This is a genomic window from Thioalkalivibrio sp. AKL12 (genome assembly GCF_000377925.1).
Classification (GTDB): domain Bacteria; phylum Pseudomonadota; class Gammaproteobacteria; order Ectothiorhodospirales; family Ectothiorhodospiraceae; genus Thioalkalivibrio; species Thioalkalivibrio versutus.
Map to the genome: position 1 here is coordinate 16,675 of NZ_KB898902.1, position 17,120 is coordinate 33,794.

General features: G+C 67.7%; 13 protein-coding genes and 1 pseudogene. 8 read left to right on the forward strand and 6 right to left on the reverse strand.

Features of this window, described 5'->3' with window-relative positions:
• Window positions 1–68: 68 nt before the first annotated feature.
• On the reverse strand, window positions 69–2,330 hold the full coding sequence (parC, locus tag D579_RS0111460) for a DNA topoisomerase IV subunit A (protein WP_018952095.1): 2,262 nt from the start codon (window positions 2,328–2,330) through the stop codon (window positions 69–71).
• Window positions 2,331–2,456: 126 nt separating this feature from the next.
• Here parC and cls point away from each other — a divergent pair, with 126 nt between their 5' ends.
• Window positions 2,457–3,878, forward strand: a complete 1,422-nt coding sequence (gene cls, locus D579_RS0111465) for a cardiolipin synthase (protein WP_018952096.1) — start codon at window positions 2,457–2,459, stop codon at window positions 3,876–3,878.
• Between the two features lie 164 nt (window positions 3,879–4,042).
• A complete protein-coding gene (locus tag D579_RS0111470; protein ID WP_018952097.1) occupies window positions 4,043–6,946 on the forward strand; it encodes an EAL domain-containing protein in 2,904 nt (967 codons plus the stop codon).
• 15 nt (window positions 6,947–6,961) lie between these two features.
• Here the strand turns inward: D579_RS0111470 and D579_RS0111475 are convergent, their stop codons facing one another.
• Window positions 6,962–8,692, reverse strand: a complete 1,731-nt coding sequence (locus tag D579_RS0111475; protein ID WP_018952098.1) for a diguanylate cyclase domain-containing protein — start codon at window positions 8,690–8,692, stop codon at window positions 6,962–6,964.
• A 153-nt stretch (window positions 8,693–8,845) separates the two neighbouring features.
• On the opposite strand from D579_RS0111475, the gene D579_RS0111480 reads away from it, so the two are divergent.
• On the forward strand, window positions 8,846–9,343 hold the full coding sequence (locus D579_RS0111480; protein ID WP_018952099.1) for a DUF3293 domain-containing protein: 498 nt from the start codon (window positions 8,846–8,848) through the stop codon (window positions 9,341–9,343).
• 8 nt (window positions 9,344–9,351) lie between these two features.
• Here D579_RS0111480 and D579_RS0111485 read toward each other — a convergent pair whose 3' ends face one another.
• Window positions 9,352–9,819 carry a CopD family protein gene (locus D579_RS0111485; protein WP_018144117.1) on the reverse strand — a complete coding sequence of 156 codons (468 nt, stop codon included), beginning with the start codon at window positions 9,817–9,819 and terminating at the stop codon, window positions 9,352–9,354.
• A gap of 170 nt (window positions 9,820–9,989) precedes the next feature.
• On the opposite strand from D579_RS0111485, the gene D579_RS0111490 reads away from it, so the two are divergent.
• Together D579_RS0111490 and recG are read left to right on the forward strand one after the other, a co-directional pair.
• Window positions 9,990–10,379, forward strand: coding sequence for a RidA family protein (locus D579_RS0111490; protein ID WP_018168099.1), 390 nt, complete (start codon window positions 9,990–9,992; stop codon window positions 10,377–10,379).
• A pseudogene (gene recG / locus D579_RS0111495) lies at window positions 10,372–12,465 on the forward strand (ATP-dependent DNA helicase RecG); the annotation flags it as partial. The gene D579_RS0111490 and the pseudogene recG, both read left to right, overlap by 8 nt.
• Before the next feature lie 313 nt (window positions 12,466–12,778).
• Here the strand turns inward: recG and D579_RS0111500 are convergent.
• The 3 genes from D579_RS0111500 to D579_RS0111510 all read right to left on the reverse strand — a co-directional run bounded on the left by D579_RS0111500 (window position 12,779) and on the right by D579_RS0111510 (window position 15,926).
• Window positions 12,779–13,321, reverse strand: coding sequence for a DJ-1 family glyoxalase III (locus tag D579_RS0111500; protein ID WP_018175801.1), 543 nt, complete (start codon window positions 13,319–13,321; stop codon window positions 12,779–12,781).
• 22 nt (window positions 13,322–13,343) lie between these two features.
• Entirely contained in the window at window positions 13,344–14,618 is a 1,275-nt protein-coding gene (locus D579_RS0111505) for a S41 family peptidase (protein ID WP_018952101.1), read from the reverse strand.
• A gap of 126 nt (window positions 14,619–14,744) precedes the next feature.
• Window positions 14,745–15,926 carry a murein hydrolase activator EnvC gene (locus D579_RS0111510; protein ID WP_038050455.1) on the reverse strand — a complete coding sequence of 394 codons (1,182 nt, stop codon included), beginning with the start codon at window positions 15,924–15,926 and terminating at the stop codon, window positions 14,745–14,747.
• 74 nt (window positions 15,927–16,000) lie between these two features.
• On the opposite strand from D579_RS0111510, the gene D579_RS0111515 reads away from it, so the two are divergent.
• From D579_RS0111515 to grxC, 3 genes are read left to right on the forward strand one after another with little or no spacing between them, the layout of a single operon-like run.
• The gene (locus D579_RS0111515; RefSeq protein ID WP_026182005.1) at window positions 16,001–16,336 is read left to right on the forward strand and encodes a helix-turn-helix transcriptional regulator; all 336 of its coding nucleotides are present in this window, start codon (window positions 16,001–16,003) and stop codon (window positions 16,334–16,336) included.
• A 28-nt stretch (window positions 16,337–16,364) separates the two neighbouring features.
• Window positions 16,365–16,793: a rhodanese-like domain-containing protein gene (locus tag D579_RS0111520; RefSeq protein WP_018144124.1), complete on the forward strand. Its 429-nt coding sequence runs from the start codon at window positions 16,365–16,367 to the stop codon at window positions 16,791–16,793.
• Complete coding sequence (gene grxC / locus D579_RS0111525) at window positions 16,793–17,083, forward strand: glutaredoxin 3 (protein ID WP_018938373.1); 291 nt, start codon at window positions 16,793–16,795, stop codon at window positions 17,081–17,083. The genes D579_RS0111520 and grxC overlap by 1 nt, the downstream gene beginning before the upstream one ends.
• Window positions 17,084–17,120: the final 37 nt, after the last annotated feature.

Sequence of the window (17,120 nt, forward strand, 5' to 3'; positions counted from 1 at the left end):
GATAGTCGGGGCGCAGCGGCCAAATTCAAGCACCGCCGCGTTCACAGACCACACAGGTACGCGCGGGTTCAGGCCGGGCGCACCTCCAGGCTGTCCGCGTTCTGATAACCGCGCGGGAGCTGACGCCCGCGACGCGCGCGCTCGCCAACGTACTCGGCCCATTCCGCCGGGGCCAGTGCCTTGAAGCGCTTGCCCGCATGCACGACCAGGGTGTCCTGCGGCGCCAGCACAGCCACCCCGAGCACCCGCTCGGAGCCATCCTTGAGCGCCGCGGACGGGATGCCGATCAGCTTGTTGCCTTTGCCGCGCGCCAGTTCCGGCAGCCCCGCGGCCGGAAACACCAGCAGATAGCCGCGGGTCGTAACCACCGCGATGTGATCCTCGTGCGGGTTGCGCACCGGCGCCGGCTGCAGCACGGCCGCGCCAGCCGGTACGCTCAGCACGTTCTTGCCTGCCTTCTGCCGGCCGAGCAGGTCACCCAGCTTGGCAATGAAGCCGTAGCCGTGATCCGAGCCCAGCAGCCAGCGGTCCTCCTCCGCCCCGGTGGCCAGGCCCACAAAACGCGCCCCCTCCGGCGGGTTCACCCGGCCGGAAAGCGGCTCGCCCTGGCCGCGCGCCGACGGCAGCGTGTGGGCCGCAATGGTGTAGGTGCGACCGGTAGAGTCGATGAACGCCACCGGCTGGTTGCTGCGCCCGATGACTGCCGCCTGGAAGGCATCCCCGGCCTTGTAGTTGAGCCCGCGGGGATCGACATCGTGGCCCTTGGCCGCCCGCGCCCAGCCCTTCTCCGAGAGCACGATGGTCAGTGGCTCGGTCGGCACCAGTGCCGATTCATCCAGCGCCTGCGCGGCCGCGCGTTCGACCAGCGGCGAGCGCCGCTCGTCGCCATACTCCTTCGCGTCCTGCTCGATCTCGCGGCGGACCAGGGTGCGCAGGCGGCGCTCGGAGCCCAGCGTCTTCTCCAGCTGGTCGCGCTCCTGGCTGAGCTCGTCCTGCTCGCCGCGGATCTTCATCTCCTCGAGCTTCGCCAGATGGCGCAGTTTCAGCTCCAGGATCGCCTCGGCCTGGATATCGCTCAGGCCAAACCGGCTCATCAATTCCGGCTTTGGCCGGTCGTGTTCGCGGATGATCGCGATCACCTCGTCGATATTGAGATAGGCGATCAGCAGGCCTTCCAGCACGTGCAGCCGCGCCTGCACCTTCTCCAGCCGCCATTGCAGGCGCCGGCGCACCGTCTCGATCCGGAACTGCAGCCACTCGCCGAGCAGCCCTGCCAGGTCGCGCACCCGCGGCCGGCCATCGAGGCCGATCACGTTCATGTTCACGCGGTAGGTCTTCTCGAGATCCGTGGTCGCGAACAGATGCGCCATCAGGCCCTCGACGTCCACCCGGTTCGAGCGCGGGGTAATCACCAGGCGCGTCGGATGCTCGTGGTCGGACTCGTCACGCAGGTCCTCGACCATCGGCAACTTCTTCGCGCGGATCTGGGCGGCGATCTGCTCCAGCAGCTTGGCGCCGGAGACCTGGTGCGGCAGCGCGGTCACCACGATGTCGTCGCCCTCGCGCTCGTAGCGCGCCCGGGCCCGGATCGAGCCCTGGCCGGTCTCGTAGACCTTTCGCAACTCGGCCGGCGGGGAGATGATCTCGGCCTCGGTGGGGAAATCCGGCGCCGGGAGGATCGCGCACAACTCCTCGACCGTTGCCTTCGGGTGCTCCAGCAGGTGCACGCAGGCAGCGGCCACCTCGCGCAGGTTGTGCGGCGGGATGTCCGTCGCCATACCCACCGCGATCCCGGAACCACCATTGAGCAGCACATTCGGCAGCCGCGCCGGGAGCATCTTCGGCTCGTCCAGCGCACCGTCGAAGTTGGGCACCCAGTCCACCGTGCCCTGACCCAGTTCGGAAAGCAGCAGCTGCGCATAACGCGACAAGCGCGACTCGGTGTAGCGCATCGCCGCAAAGGACTTGGGATCATCCGGCGAACCCCAGTTGCCCTGCCCGTCGACGAACGGATAGCGATAGGAGAACGGCTGCGCCATCAGCACCATCGCCTCGTAGCACGCCGAGTCCCCGTGCGGATGGAACTTGCCGAGCACGTCGCCCACGGTGCGCGCGGACTTCTTGTACTTGGCGGTGGCGGAGAGCCCCAGCTCGCTCATCGCGTAGATGATCCGCCGCTGTACGGGCTTCAGGCCGTCGCCGATATGCGGCAGAGCACGGTCCAGGATCACGTACATGGAGTAGTCCAGGTACGCCTTCTCGGTGAAGTCCTTCAGCGGCAGCTGCTCGCCGCTGTTGGCGAACAGGCTGGGGGTCTCGATATCGGTCATCGACAGTCTCGCGGACGTGGATGGGCCGGGGTTTTACGCCGGGTCGGGCCCGCGTACTGTAGCGGGCACGCGCCCGGCGTTCCACGGGTGCAGTCGGAAAACGCATCATCGACAAGGAGTCCGTCCGTGCCGGATACAGGCTGGACCGCCAGTATCGTCGCCATCGCCGTCTTCGCCCTGGCGGTGATGAGCGTCGTGCACGCGCTGCTGCAACGCCGCGATACCGGGACCGTCATCGCCTGGGTCGGGCTGATCGTGCTGCTGCCCCTGGCCGGCTCGCTGCTCTACTGGCTGTTCGGCGTCAATCGTATTCGCCGGCGGGCCCACGCCCTGCGCGAGGGCTATCTGATCGCCGACCCCAGCACCGACGGGACCAGCCGGGCCGAGCCACCGGAACGCTGGCAGCGCCTGCTGCGTTCCGGGGACCGCCTGAGCCCGTTCCGCCTGGTCGGTGGCAACGCGATCGAACCGCTGTTCGACGGCGATCGCGCCTACGCGCAGATGCTGGCCGCGATCGACGCGTCCCGTCACAGCATCAGCCTGGCCACGTACATCTTCGACTATGACCAGGTAGGCGAGCGCTTCGTCGCCCACCTGCAGCAGGCACAGGACCGGGGCGTGCAGGTGCGCATCCTGATCGATGCCATCGGCGCCCGCTACAGCCGTCGCAACACCCTGCGCCAGCTGCGCCGGGTGGGCCTGCCTGCCGCCGCCTTCATGCCGGTACACCTGCCGAGCAGCCTGGCCGCCTTCAACCTGCGCAATCACCGCAAGATGCTGGTGATCGACGGCGCCCGCGCCTTCACCGGCGGCATGAACATCCGCCGCGGCCACAGCCACACCAACCCCGGTCCGCACCCCATACACGACCTCCACTTCGAGCTGCGGGGTCCGGCCTGCACCCAGTTGCAGCGGGTCTTCGCGGAAGACTGGCAATTCGCCACCGGCGAACGCCTGGAGGGTCCGCTCTGGCTTCCGCAATCCGTAGACCCCGCCGGCGCCCGCGCCTGCCGCGGCCTGCCGGACGGCCCGGACGAGGACTTCGAGGTCCTGAACTTCACCCTGCAGTCGGCGCTGGCCGAAGCCCGCGAACAGGTCACCATCGTGACCCCGTACTTCCTGCCCGACGTGGCGCTCACCGGGGCGCTGAAGGCCGCGGCCCTGCGCGGGGTGCAGGTCGACATCCTGATCCCCGCCCGGAGCAACCTGCGCCTGGTGGCATGGGCCAGCCGTCCGCAGCAGGCCGAACTGCTGGAGCGCGGCTGCCGGCTGTGGCTCACACCACCACCGTTCAACCACGCCAAGCTGATGCTGGTAGACCGCGAGTGGGCCCTGGTTGGCTCCGCCAACTGGGACCCGCGCAGCCTGCGCCTGAACTTCGAGTTCAACCTGGAATGCCTGGATGCCGGACTGGGCCAGGAACTGGCCAGCTGGACCGACGCGCTGCGCGCACAGTCGCACCCCCTGACGCTCGAGGAGGTCCGTGCCCGGCCGCTCGCGACCCAACTGCGCGACGGGGCCGCGCGCCTGCTCACGCCGTATCTGTGACCGACCGTTAGCCACCCCCGCGGTGACCCTCACGCGAACCGGGACGCGCGCGCGTGGTCTTTTGTACTGTAGCGGCAGGGACCGAGCGCGGGGACCGACCCGCATCGCTTTACCGCAGGGGGGCAAGGGATGGCACGGCACTGGGATGCAAGCGCAGGGAACCGATGAACGGGATTCTTGCGCCATCGCTCTACCTTGCGGCGGGGCTGGCGATCTACGCCACGCTTAGCCACCTGCTGCACAGCCGGCAAAGCGCCCGGAGCACCGAGCACCGGTTGTTCGCCGCGATGTGCGCCCTGATGGCGGTGCTTGCCGTCGGATCGGCCCAGACCTACCAGGCCGGCACCGTCGAGGCCTATACCCGCGCACTCACCCTGAACGTCTATCTGCTGGGACCGTTCTACGTGCTGTTCGCCGCCTTCGTCGCGGCCCATACGCGCACCCCCGCCCGCTGGCTGATCTCCGGTCTTCTGGTACTGCTGGTCATCACCTGGGTGGTCAACACCCTGCAGCCCTACAGCATGCAGTACCAGGTGATTGACGAACTCCGCCCCCTGGAACTCCCTTGGGGCGAAACCGTGGCTCTCGCAGTGGGCACCATCAGCCCCTGGTTCAGCTTTGGCGTGCTCGCGGTCTTTCTGGTCCTGGGCTTCGCCCTCACCACACTAATCCGGCACTACCGGCGCTATCGCCAGACCACCACCCTGCTCCTGCTGGGCGGGATCGGGGTCTTCGTCCTGTTCACCTTGCAGGGCGTCCTGGCCCGGGGCGGCGCACTGGAGATGCCCCAGCTCGCGCCGTTCGGCTACGTGGTGATGGTCGTCATGATGAGCCTGGTACTGAACCGCGAGACCAGCGAACGCCTGCGTGACTCGGAAAGCCGTTTTCGGGCGCTGGTGGAGCAATCCCCGGTCGGCATCCAGGTACTCACACCGCAGGGCGAGATCCGCCAGTGCAACGCCGCCTGGAAAACCATGCACGGCGCACAAGCCTCCCTGCCGGGCGGCAACGTTCTGGACCGCCCGAATGCCATCGACCGGCACATCCACGAACCGCTCAAGGATGCCCTGCGCGGACACTACCGCGAGATCGGCCCTCTGCCCTACACCCCGCCAGCCCGCCCCGACCAGTCGGCCGAACCCGCCGACCCCGGCCCGGCAACCCAGACCACCCCGCTCATCACCCCCGAGCGCTGGCTGCGGGGCTGCATCTACCCACTGCAGGATGCCCGCGGCGAGGTACAGGATGTGATCGTGATGCAGGAGGACATCACCGCCGCGCACCGCAGCGAGGACGCCCTGCGCCTGATCGCCGAGGGGCTGCAGGCGCGCTCGCGCGAGGAGTTCTTCCAGCAGCTGGTTCTCAAGCTGAGCAACCTGTTCGCTGCCGACCATGCCCTGATCGGCATCGAGGATCCGGAAAAACCCGGCGTGGTAGAGACCGTCGCCCTGTGCACCGCGGGGCAGATCGTGGAGAACTTGCGCTACGACCTCGCCGAGACCCCCTGCGAACGTGTGCTGGAGATCGGTACCTGTATCTACCCCTGCGACGTACAACAGCGCTTTCCGGCCGACGAGATGCTGGTGGAGATGGACGCCGAGAGTTATCTGGGGGCTCCGTTGCTGGACAGCCAGGGCACGCTGCTGGGGCACATCGCCATGGTCAACCGATATCCGGTGGAGGATGTCGACAAGGCGATGGAGATCCTCGGGATCATGGCCGACCGCGCAGGGGCCGAACTGGAACGCCTGCACACCGAGGAACACATCCATGCCCTGGCCTACCACGACTCCCTGACCGGGCTGGCCAACCGCACCCGCCTGCACGACGACCTGACCCACCATATCGAGGAGGCCACCGCCGACCACCTGCATGGCGGGCTGATCCTGATCGACCTGGACCACTTCAAGACCATCAACGACGCCCTGGGGCATGCGGTAGGCGACACCGTGCTGGGCGCGGTGGCGGACCGCCTGCGCAGCCATGCGCCCGAGGATGCGCTGATCGTGCGCCTGGGTGGCGACGAGTTCGCCGTTGTCCTGCCCCCCTGCGCCCGGGTACGCGAGACCCTGGAGCCGGAACTGCAGGCAATCGCCGAGCGCATCCTGGAGGCCCTGCAGCGCCCGATCATCATCGGCGAACGCACCTTCGGGGTCGGCGCCAGTCTCGGCTGCGTATGCTATCCCGACGCCGGCGAGAGCTCGGCAGAAGCCCTGCGCCACGCCGATATCGCCCTGTACCAGGCCAAGCGTGCCGGCCGCGGCGGCGTGCAGTTCTACCGCCATGCACTGCAGGACGAGGCGCATGCCCGCCTGCAGATCGAGGACGGGCTACGACAAGCGGCCGAACGTGACGAGCTGGACCTGCACTACCAACCGCAGTTCGATGCCGCCGAGCGCCTGATCGGAGCCGAGGCCCTGCTGCGCTGGCAGCACCCGGAGATGGGCCAGGTCCCGCCAGATCTCTTCATCCCGGTCGCCGAGGAGACCGGCCTGATCCACGGGGTCGGCAACTGGGTCCTGGAACACGCCCTGATGCAGCTGTCGCAGTGGCAGGCCGGGAACCTGCAGCCACCTCGCCTGGCCTTGAATCTCTCGCCCTGGCAACTGGCGCGCCCGGACTTCGTCGACCAGTTTCAGGCGCGGCTGCGCCGACACGGGGTGGACGGCCACGCCCTGACCCTGGAGGTCACCGAGTCCGGCCTGCTGCGCGACCTGCCGGACGCCATCACCAAGCTGGGCGCGCTGCGCCGGCTCGGCATGCGCATCGCCCTGGACGACTTCGGGACCGGCTATTCCTCGCTCGCCTACCTGCGCGACCTGCCGGTGGACGAGCTGAAGATCGACAAATCCTTCGTCAAGGAACTGCTGGCCGGCGGTGACCGGACCCTGATCGAAAACATCGTGGACATTGCCCGCAACATGGAGCTCGACGTCATCGCCGAGGGCGTGGAGCACCCGGAGCAGCGGGAGCAGCTCCTGGCCCTGGGCTGCACCCGGTTCCAGGGCTTCCTGTTCAGCGCGCCGCTGACACACGAACAATTCGTCGCGCGACTGCATCGGCCGTAGCCGAGGCCGGCCGATTCAGTCGCGAGCGGCCGGGTCTTCCAGCCCGCAACCCAGCGCGCCGCGCCGGCGCAGGGACAGATCCGTTGGCCGGCGCTCCTCTCCGGAGCATTCCCGGAACAGCACGATCCGGCTGCCGCCTTCCTCCTTCGCCACGTACATCGCGCGGTCGGCGCGCTGCAGCAACGCCTCCACATCGTCCCCGTCCTCGGGGTAGAGCACCGCCCCCATGCTGAGCCCGACGCGAACCGACTCGCGATTCACCTCCACCGGCTCCTCGAAGCGTTCGATCAGCTTGAGTCCGACCCCCGTCACCGCATCCGGATCACGCACATTCTCCAGCAGCAGCACGAATTCGTCGCCGCCCACGCGGGCCACCACGTCGCTCTCGCGCACGCCCTCGCGCAGACGCCGCGCCACGGTCACGAGCATCACGTCGCCGGCATCGTGTCCCAGGCGATCGTTGATGGGTTTGAAGCCGTCGAGATCGCAGACCACCAGGGCCAGGCCGGTGCCGGCGCGCTGGGCCCGGCGCAGGGCCTGCTGAATATGCTCCTGCAGCAGACTGCGATTGGGCAGGCCGGTCAGGGAGTCATGATGGGCCTGGTGCCACAGGCGCTCCTCGGAGGCCTTGTCGCGGGTGATGTCACGGACCATCCCGAGGACCTGCACGGCGCGGCCTTGGGCGTCCCGATCGATTTCGCCCTCGACCCGCACATGGCGCAGCCCGCCGTCCGCGCGCACCACCCGGTGATCCACCCGGTAATAGGCCTCGTGATCCAGCGCCTCGTTGGTAGCGCGGCGCACCCGCGTACGGTCGTCGGGATGGATGGCTCGCATGTAGGCCTCGAATCCCGCGGTATCGGTTTGCGGGTCGAGGCCGAACAGATCGAATACATGCGTGGACCAGTTCATCCGCAGACCACGAATATCCCAGTCCCAGTAACCGGCCCCGGCAATCCGCTGGGCCTCTTCCAGGCGCTCGGTGGTCTCCTGCAGGGCCGCGGTTCGCCTGGCCACCGCCGCCTCGAGCCCGGCCTGCGTCTCGCGCAGGCGCGCCTCGATCTGCTGGCGCCCCTCCAGTTCCTTGTGCAAGGCGGCGTGATCACGCCAGATCCTCCGGCGCACCCGCACCCACATCAGCGCAATCATCAGCATGGTCAGGACGGTGGCTACCAGCATCACCTGCTGCGCCTGTTCATGGCGCTGCGCCATGGCCGCCACCGCCTCCTCGTTATCACGTTCGAAGGCCGCGAGGATGGCCTCCATCTGCTCCAGCACATCCTCCTGCACCGGCATTGCGTCCGCATACAGGATCGCCAGCGCCTCGTTGCGCCCACCCGCCAGGGCAACGTCGAGGAGCTCGGACAGGATCGGGGCACCGGTCGCGGTCAGCGCACGCAGTTCGGCCAGCAGCGCGGCGTCGCGTGGGGTCCGAGCCAGTAATTCCGCACCCTCGCGGGCGTCCAGGAAGCGCTCGGCCAGCTCGCGAAACTCCCGCTGGTAGCGATCCTGCAGTGCCGGGTCCTCGGCACTGATCACCAGCGAGGCGCGCAGCATGCGCTCGCGCACGAGGCTGCGCATGCGATGCACGCGGTCCACCTTCTGCACGTATTCCTCGGTAAGGGCCTGGACGTCGTACTGCAGCTGCTGCACCCGAAGCCAGCTGGCGACGGCGACCACCGCGACCAGCAGCAGCACCACAACAAAGGCGCCGGTCAGCCCGGGAACGAAGGGACGCGGGGCCATCGCGTCTCAATCCCAGCCGGGGACGGGCCGGTCTATGGACGCACCCGCACCCGACGAGGCACCACAAACCGCTGTCGCATCCTTGACGCGCATCCCGCTCCCCCTGTTTGATCGACCACATCCGCACGATCCAGGCGGGGAGGGTGCCGCGAGATGTCCACCAATACAAGCAAATACCGCGACCGGATGTCCGCCGCGCACGCGGAGTCGCCCGCTCCCGTAGCGCAGCTGGCGACACTGGAGAAGGCCTACCTAAGCGCCGCCTACTGCCTGGAGATCGAGGGCAGCAGCCGAGTTCTGTACATCGACCAGCCCGCGGAGGATGTCACGACCTGGATGGCCAAGCGGGACATGCAGCGCCTGGTCCTGTTCACCGCCTGCAATCCGGGCAGCCGCCCGAGCACCGAGGGTGAAAACATCCAACGCCAGCGCCGGCTGGAGCAGACCGTGGCCGAGCACGGCCTGCGCGCATGGCCTGCCCGCAATCGCGACCCGCGCGGCCAGTGGCCGGACGAACCGGGCCTGGCCATCGCGGACCTGCCCGACGACCTGCTGGCGCGCTGGCTGGAGGCCTTCGGCCAGAACGCAGCCGTGCTGCTGGAACCGCCGGCTCGGCCCCGGCTGGTATGGCACCCGGGGCTAGGCAAGTAGCGTGCCGCCTACAGCGGCAGGCGACCGCCGGAAGCGACCACGATCGTCACCAGACCGATGACGGTGTTGATCCCGACCAGGATGCGGATCTGCCCCAGCCGGCGGAGGCCTTCCTCGGTATCGTTTGCCGCAATCGCCTTGCGCATGCGCCGATAAGGGGCGAAGAACACATGGGCGAAGATCGCCATCATGATCAGACCCAGCAGCAGCATGGTGTGCACGCTGGGATGCACATCACCCATGCCGCCGAACACCCCGAAGATCAGGTAGAAGCCGGTCACCAGGATCACCAGGACCGAGGCCCAGACCCAGGGGAAGAAGCGCGCGAACACACCCTCCCAGAGCTTCAGCCGCGCCGGCCCCTCGAGCTGCTGCCCGGCCACCGGGCGCAGGAACATGTAAGCGAAGAACATACCGCCCACCCAGATCACCACGGCCAGTACATGCAGCACGTTTGCCAGTGCGTATCCCGTCATTGCCTGCTTCCTTTTGTCGTTACGGATGTGGCCCGCAGTGTAGCCGCCCGCGTGCACGGCTGCCGAGCCCCCCGACCGCACACGCGTGCGGATTGATCAGTAGAATGGCGGGTCCGCATGCAGCAATCGCGGCCCTATCAAGATTCAACCCGGCAGTACAAGGAGTCCACATGTCGCGCGAGATCATCCAGACCGAAAACGCCCCGGCCGCCATCGGCCCCTACTCGCAGGCCGTGCGTACCGGCGACACCCTGTACCTGTCCGGCCAGATCCCGCTGGACCCGGCCACCATGGAACTGGTCGACGGCGGCATCGAGGACCAGATCCGCCAGGTGTTCGCCAACCTCCAGGCTGTCCTGGAGGCGGCGGGAGCCAGCACCGCCGATATCGCCAAACTGAACATCTTCCTGATCGACCTGGCTCACTTCCCGCTTGTGAACAAGATCATGAGCGAAGTCTTCAACGAGCCCTACCCGGCACGTGCCGCGATCGGCGTGGCCGCCCTGCCCAAGGGCGCCCAGGTGGAAATGGACGCCATCGCCTGGTGCCCGCGCGACTGATCGCGCTGCGCGAACCCAACCGGTGGAGCTGCAGGTCCCGCTGACCGCGCTGAAGGGTGTCGGCCCGGCGGTGGCGGAACGACTGGAGCGTCTGGGTCTGGAGCAGGCCGGGGACCTGCTGTTCCATCTGCCCCTGCGCTTCGAGGATCGCACGCGCCTGACGCCGATTGCCGCGCTGCGTCCGGGGCTGACTGCACTGTTCGAGGGGCGCGTCACCCACTCCGAGGTGGTCCACCGCCGCCGGCGCATGCTGGTGGTCACCCTGGCCGACGGCCAGGCCCAGGTCCTGCTGCGGTTCTTTCACTTCGGGGCCAACCAGCAGCGCCGCCTGAGCCCCGGCACGTGCATCCGCGCCTTCGGCGAGCCCCGCGGCATGCCCGGCGCACTGGAGTGCGTGCACCCGGAGATCCAGACCGTGGGCGATAGCCCGCCGGCGATGGAGTCGCACCTGACCCCGATCTACCCGACCACCGAGGGCGTGTCGCAAAAGCTGCTGCGCCAGCTGGTCGCGCACGCCCTGCCGGGGATGCAGGCCCTGCCCGACCTGCTTCCGGAACTGCCCCGGCAGGGCCTGCCTGGCCTGCATAGCGCCCTCGAGCAGCTCCATCACCCACCGGCGCAGGCCGACGCACTGGCCGCCCTGGACACCCCGGAGAACCGCAGCCCGGCGCGCACGCGGCTGGCCCTGGAAGAGCTCTGCGCCCACCAACTCGCGCGCATGCAGCAGAGCCGGATGCCCGCGGACACACGCAGCGCCCCGGTCATCCAGTCCCCGGGGGCGCTGTGGCAACAACTGCGCGGGCAGCTCCCCTTCGAACCCACCGGCGCACAGGAGCGTGTTACCGAAGAGATCCTGGCCGACCTCGCGCGCCCGCAGCCGATGAACCGTCTGGTCCAGGGCGATGTCGGCTCCGGCAAGACCCTGGTCGCGGTCGCAGCCGCGCTGGCGGCGGTAGAGGCCGGCTATCAGGTGGCGTTCATGGCCCCGACCGAACTACTCGCCCGCCAGCACGGGCGCAATCTTGCCCAGTGGATGGAACCACTGGGCGTCGCGATCGCCTGGCTGGGCGGACGCCAGACGGCCAGCGAGCGCGGCCAACTGCTCGCGGAACTGGCCAGCGGGCAGCGCCAGGTCGCGATCGGAACCCACGCCCTGTTTCAGGAGGAGGTGCGGTTTCATCATCTGGGGCTCGCAATCATCGACGAACAGCACCGCTTCGGCGTGCACCAGCGCATGGCCCTGCGCGACAAGGGCAACGGCCGGATGCCGCATCAGCTGATCATGACCGCCACCCCGATCCCGCGCACGCTGGCCATGGCCCTGTACGCGGAACTGGCCAGTTCGGTCATCGACGAACGCCCGCCCGGGCGCACCCCGGTACGCACCGCGCTGATCAGCCACGAGCGCCGTGACGAGGTCATCGAACGCATCCGCGCCGCCTGCGGCTCCGGCACCCAGGCCTACTGGGTCTGCCCGCTGGTGGAGGAATCGGAACAACTGGAGGCGGAATCGGCCGAGGCCACCGCCGAACGCCTGCGCGAGGCGTTGCCGGAGCTGACCATCGGACTGGCCCACGGACGCATGAAGGGACCCGAGCGCGATGCGGTGATGGAGCGCTTCCGCGCGGGCGCGATCGACCTGCTGGTGGCGACTACCGTGATCGAGGTCGGCGTCGACGTCCCCAACGCCAGCCTGATGATCATCGAGAATGCCGAACGCATGGGGCTGTCGCAGCTGCACCAGCTCCGCGGCCGGGTCGGGCGCGGCAGTGCCGCCTCGGCCTGCGTGCTGCTTTACCGTCCGCCACTGGGCGATACCGCCCGCGAGCGCCTCGAGGCGATGCGCCGCACCGACGACGGCTTCGAGATTGCGGAGGTGGATCTCAAGCTGCGCGGTCCGGGCGAACTGCTGGGCACGCGCCAGACTGGCGATCGCAGCTTCCGCGTCGCCGACTGGTCACGCGACCAGGACCTGCTCGACGAGGCCACCACCCTTGCCGCACGCATCGAGAAGGACCCGGCGCGCGCCGCCGCCCTGATCGAACGCTGGCTGGGCACCGCCACCCGCTACGCGACCGTGGGATAGCTCAAGAACGAAGGGCGAATCCACCACGAAGCGCACGAGGAAGGTCAAAAGCTTCCACCACAGAGTTGGCGCCCCGTCCGGGGACGACGCGCTATCGCGCACGAAACAGCGGGTGTTGACGACCTCCATCGGGCCTTTTGAGGCGTATCAGAAAGGCCACGATCGTTTTGCAGCGGGCAGGGTGAGGATGAGCGCAGCGAATCGCATCGGCCTCACGGAATGATCCGGGCCCCGATGCGTTTCGCTGCGCTCAACACATCCTACCCTCTTCGTGTCTTCCTTCGGGTCTTCGTACGCTTCGTGGCTAAGACCATCAGGGCCTTAGCAGCGGGCCCTCGACGGCGTCGCGGGCCTCGCGGCCGGCGAGCTGTTCGATCAGGGTCAGGGCGAAGTCCATCGCGGCACCCGGGCCACGGCCGGTGATCAGGCGCCCGTCGATCTCCACCGGGGCGCCAGTGGACGGGATCCCCGCCTCGTCCAGCGCGCCGGTGAAGGCCGTCACGGTGCGCCCCTCCAGCAGCCCGGCCTCGGCCAGCGCCTTGGGCCCGGCACAGATCGCGGCCAAGTGGCCATCGCGTTCGGCCTGCGCCCGCAGCAAACCCTGCACCCGGGCGTCGTCGCGCAGGTGATTGGCGCCGGGCAGGCCACCCGGCAGGACGATCAGGTCAAAGGACTGATCCAGCACCTGATCAACCGTGGTATCCGGCTGGATCACCGTGCCCCGCGAGCAGGTCACCGGCCCCGGCTCCAGCCCGGCCACGGTGACCTCGAATTGCGCCCGGCGCAGCAGGTCGATGATCGTGACCGCCTCCAGTTCCTCGGCCCCGGCGGCCAGGGGCACCAGTACGTTCGGCATCAATCCTCCCTGTCCACCGCGCTCAGCGGCGGTTGTAGAAGTTCAGGCCCTTCAGGAGATTCAGCGCCTCGTTCATACCGTAATCGCGCTCGGCCAACGTCTCGCCATTGTCTTCGTCCGCATCCACAGATTCCGGCAGGCCGTCACGGCCCATGCGGGCACCGCCATTTTCGCTGTCGGAGCGCTGCACCACGAGCTGCTGCAGGCGGATGTCCGGGTCAATCCCGTCCTCGTTGATGGCACGGCCATCAGGCGTGAAGTAACGCGCGGTGGTCAGCTTGATCCCGGTGTTCTGGGTCAGCGGCAGGATGGTTTGCACTGAACCCTTGCCGAAGGTGTTCTGACCCATAACCACGGCCCGCCGGTGGTCCTGCAACGCACCCGCCACGATCTCGGAGGCGGAGGCCGATCCGCGATTGACGAGGATGACCATCGGCGCGCCCTTGAGAACATCCCCCGGCGAGGCCTGGTAGCGGAACTGCGAATCCTCCAGCCGACCTTCGGTGTAGACGATCAGGCCTTCTTCGAGGAAGGCGTCCGAGACGCCCACAGCGCCCGTCAGAATGCCACCGGGGTTGTTGCGCAGATCCAGCACGAGCCCCTGCAGCTCGCCCTGTTCCTGCAGGTCTTCGATCGCCCGCACCAGGTCACGTGCCGTGCGCTGCTGGAAATTGCTGATGCGTACGTAGCCAAAGCCGTCCTCCAGGATCTCGGAGCGCACGCTCTGCACCTGGATCACGTCGCGGGTGATGGTGATTTCTTTCGGGCGGTCCTCGCCATCGCGCAGGATGGTCAGGGTGATGTCCGAGCCTTTCTCGCCGCGCATCTTGGCGACCGCGTCGGACAGGGACATACCCTTCACCGACTCGCCATCCAGGCGAATGATCAGGTCACCGGCCTCGACCCCGGCACGGCTGGCCGGGGTGTCATCGATCGGCGCGATGACCTTGACGAAGCCGTCTTCCATGCCAACCTCGATGCCCAGACCGCCAAACTCGCCGGAGGTCCCGACCTGCATGTCCTCGAAGTCCTGTTCGTCCAGATAGGCCGAATGCTGGTCAAGGCCGGACAGCATCCCCTGGATCGCATTGTCCAGGAGATCCTTGTCTTCGACCTCGGTGACGTAATTGCGCTTGATGCGCATGTATACGTCAGTGAAGCGCTGCAGATCTTCTACTGGCAAAGCGGATTGCGCGCCATTGTCGCGGTCGGCGTAGACCGCCACCGAGACACTCAACATGACCCCGACAACCAGTCCGACGATCAGGGAGTATCCGGTGCGACAAGACTTGCTCATTACCTTTCCTCGTTCACTTGAGGTGATTTGTGTGAAGATGGTAGCACCCGCAATGTGACGGCTGCCTGAATGCACGCCACCGATCGGCCTTTTGCCGGGGCATGGGCGCATTCCATCTTTTTCCCTCTACTGAGAGGGCCACCAGCTCTCGGGGTTCAATGGTCCGCCGTTGTGACGGATCTCGAAGTAAAGCCCGGGCGCAATCGCCTCGCTGCCCTCGCCCGCCACGGCCAGTTGCTCGCCAGCACCCACGGTCTCGCCTTCTGCAACCAGGATCTCCTCTACATTGGAGTAGAGCGTCAGGTAGCGCTCCCCATGATCGACGATCACCAGGAAGCCGTAGCCCTGCATCCAGTCGGCGTAGACCACCTGGCCGTAGTGCACCGCGCGTACCGCCGTGCCGTTATCGACCGCCAGCACCGCGCCACGCCAGCGCGAGCGCAGGCGGCTACCACGGGACTCGTTGAAACTGCGGATCACGCGGCCTTCGGCCGGACGCGGAAGCTCGCCCTCCAATTCCACGAAGGCCACGTCCGGCCGTTCGGGGGTGGACTCGCGGGGTGCCGCGGCACGCGCCGCGCTGCGAGCCTCGACCTCCTCGATCACCGTCTCCAGGGTCTCGGCATTGCGCGCCAGGCGCTCCAGTTCCAGCGACTCGTCCTCGATCACCGCCTCCAGCTCCGCCATCGCCTGGCGCTGGTGCGCCTCCTCGCGTTCCAGATCCGCGACCGCCGCGCGGGCCTGCTCTTCCCGTTCTGCCAGCACCGCCCGCTCCCGCGCGAGGTTCTCGCGCGCCGTCTCCAGCGCCTCGATGCGGTCGCGCAACACGACCAGGGCCTGCTCGCGCGCCTCGCGGATGCGCGCGGCAAACGCGGCCTGATGGCGGTGCTCCGCGGCCTGACCGTCGCTGCGTCCGGGATGGCGTTCGCCCTGCCACTGATCGCGCACCAGGCGGGCCGCGGCGCGGCGTTCTGCCTCCAGCCGCTCCCGGGCCTCGTCCACACGGTCCTCCTGGTCGGCGACCACCACCTCCTGACGCGAACGCGCCCGCGCCAGCTCGCGCAGCTCCTGGCGCGAGGCCTCGGTCCCGCGAGCAGCCTCCGCGAGCAGCCCTTCCAGCTGCTGCAGGGCCGCGTAACGCTCTTCCTGGCTACGCTCCAGGTCCTGGATGGCCTCGCGCGTCTCGCGCAGCTCCGCCTCCGGTTCCAGCGCCACGGCGACGACCGGCCACAGAAAACAGAGCAACACACCGCACCACAAAAGGGCGCGTGAACCGCTTGGATGACTCAAGATTGCGCAAATTCGCATATCGGGGTACGTTTAGGTTCTTATATTCTGACCCAGTTGCGAGGGCCTTCCCTCGCGAGCAAGAGAGGCATGCCGTGAGCAACGAAACGGTTGAAGACGAAATGTACGTCGAAGACGGTTTGATGTCCCAGGACGAAGACATCGAGCGGGCCTCGCGCTCGCTCAAGGCCATGTCCCACCCGCTGCGTCTGAAGATCCTCTGCATTCTCGGCGATCGCGAAATCAGCGTACAGGAAATCGTCGATCAGGTCGGGACGTCGCAGAGCAACATCTCGCAGCATCTCGGCATCCTGCGCGACAAGGGCATCCTCGCCACGCGCAAGGACGCCAACCGGGTCTACTACCGGGTGGGGGACTCCCGGACCCTGCGCCTGATCGGTATGATGCAGGACGTTTTCTGCAGTTCCTGACACCCACCCCTCCGATCCGGTCTCCCGAATGCTTGAACGCCTGCCCGAATTTCTCGCCAACCACCCCATCCTGACCGGCGCCCTGCTGGCGGTGATCGGGATGATCCTGTTCGTCGAACTGCGACGCCTGAACCGCAAGTATCGCTCGCTCTCGCCGGTCGAGGCGGTGCGCGTGATCAACCAGGACGACGCCCTGGTACTGGACGTGCGCGAGGACAACGAAGTCGCCTCCGGGCGCATCGGCGGCGCCAAGCATATCCCGCTCGGCAGCCTGAAAAAGCGCATGGGCGACATCGAGAAATACAAGGACAAGCCGGTGGTGGTGTACTGCCGCAGCGGCAACCGCTCCGCCAGCGCCGCGCAGCAACTGACCGCGGCCGGGTTCGAGGACGTAGTCAACCTGCAGGGCGGCATCCAGGCCTGGCAATCGGCCAACATGCCCATCAAGAAGAAGTAATGCAGTTCGAGGTCTACTCCAGCGGGCGCTGTCCATTCTGCCTGCTCGCGCGGCGCCTGCTCAATCAGCGTGGCTACCCGTTCGCGGAGTACGCCGTCGACCGCGAACCCGGTCTGCGCGCGGAGATGGAACAGCGCGCCGCCGGCCGCAGCTCGGTCCCGCAGATCTTTCTCGGCGACACACACATCGGCGGCTTCGACGAACTGCAGGCGATGGACAGTAACGGCCAACTGGCGCGCCTGGCCAGTGAGGCCGGCCTCGAAGCCCCGACCGACAACGCCTCCGGATAACACGCGCCGCCGCCGGCAACGGGCGGCAAACGGGATC

Bases quoted from the DNA above. Each gene is read 5' to 3' on its own strand.
- parC (WP_018952095.1), bottom strand. From the start codon at position 2,330: ATGACCGATATCGAGACCCCCAGCCTGTTCGCCAACAGCGGCGAGCAG.
- D579_RS0111470 (WP_018952097.1), top strand. From the start codon at position 4,043: ATGAACGGGATTCTTGCGCCATCGCTCTACCTTGCGGCGGGGCTGGCG.
- D579_RS0111475 (WP_018952098.1), bottom strand. From the start codon at position 8,692: ATGGCCCCGCGTCCCTTCGTTCCCGGGCTGACCGGCGCCTTTGTTGTG.
- D579_RS0111480 (WP_018952099.1), top strand. From the start codon at position 8,846: ATGTCCACCAATACAAGCAAATACCGCGACCGGATGTCCGCCGCGCAC.
- D579_RS0111485 (WP_018144117.1), bottom strand. From the start codon at position 9,819: ATGACGGGATACGCACTGGCAAACGTGCTGCATGTACTGGCCGTGGTG.
- D579_RS0111490 (WP_018168099.1), top strand. From the start codon at position 9,990: ATGTCGCGCGAGATCATCCAGACCGAAAACGCCCCGGCCGCCATCGGC.
- D579_RS0111500 (WP_018175801.1), bottom strand. From the start codon at position 13,321: ATGCCGAACGTACTGGTGCCCCTGGCCGCCGGGGCCGAGGAACTGGAG.
- D579_RS0111505 (WP_018952101.1), bottom strand. From the start codon at position 14,618: ATGAGCAAGTCTTGTCGCACCGGATACTCCCTGATCGTCGGACTGGTT.
- D579_RS0111510 (WP_038050455.1), bottom strand. From the start codon at position 15,926: ATGCGAATTTGCGCAATCTTGAGTCATCCAAGCGGTTCACGCGCCCTT.
- D579_RS0111520 (WP_018144124.1), top strand. From the start codon at position 16,365: ATGCTTGAACGCCTGCCCGAATTTCTCGCCAACCACCCCATCCTGACC.
- grxC (WP_018938373.1), top strand. From the start codon at position 16,793: ATGCAGTTCGAGGTCTACTCCAGCGGGCGCTGTCCATTCTGCCTGCTC.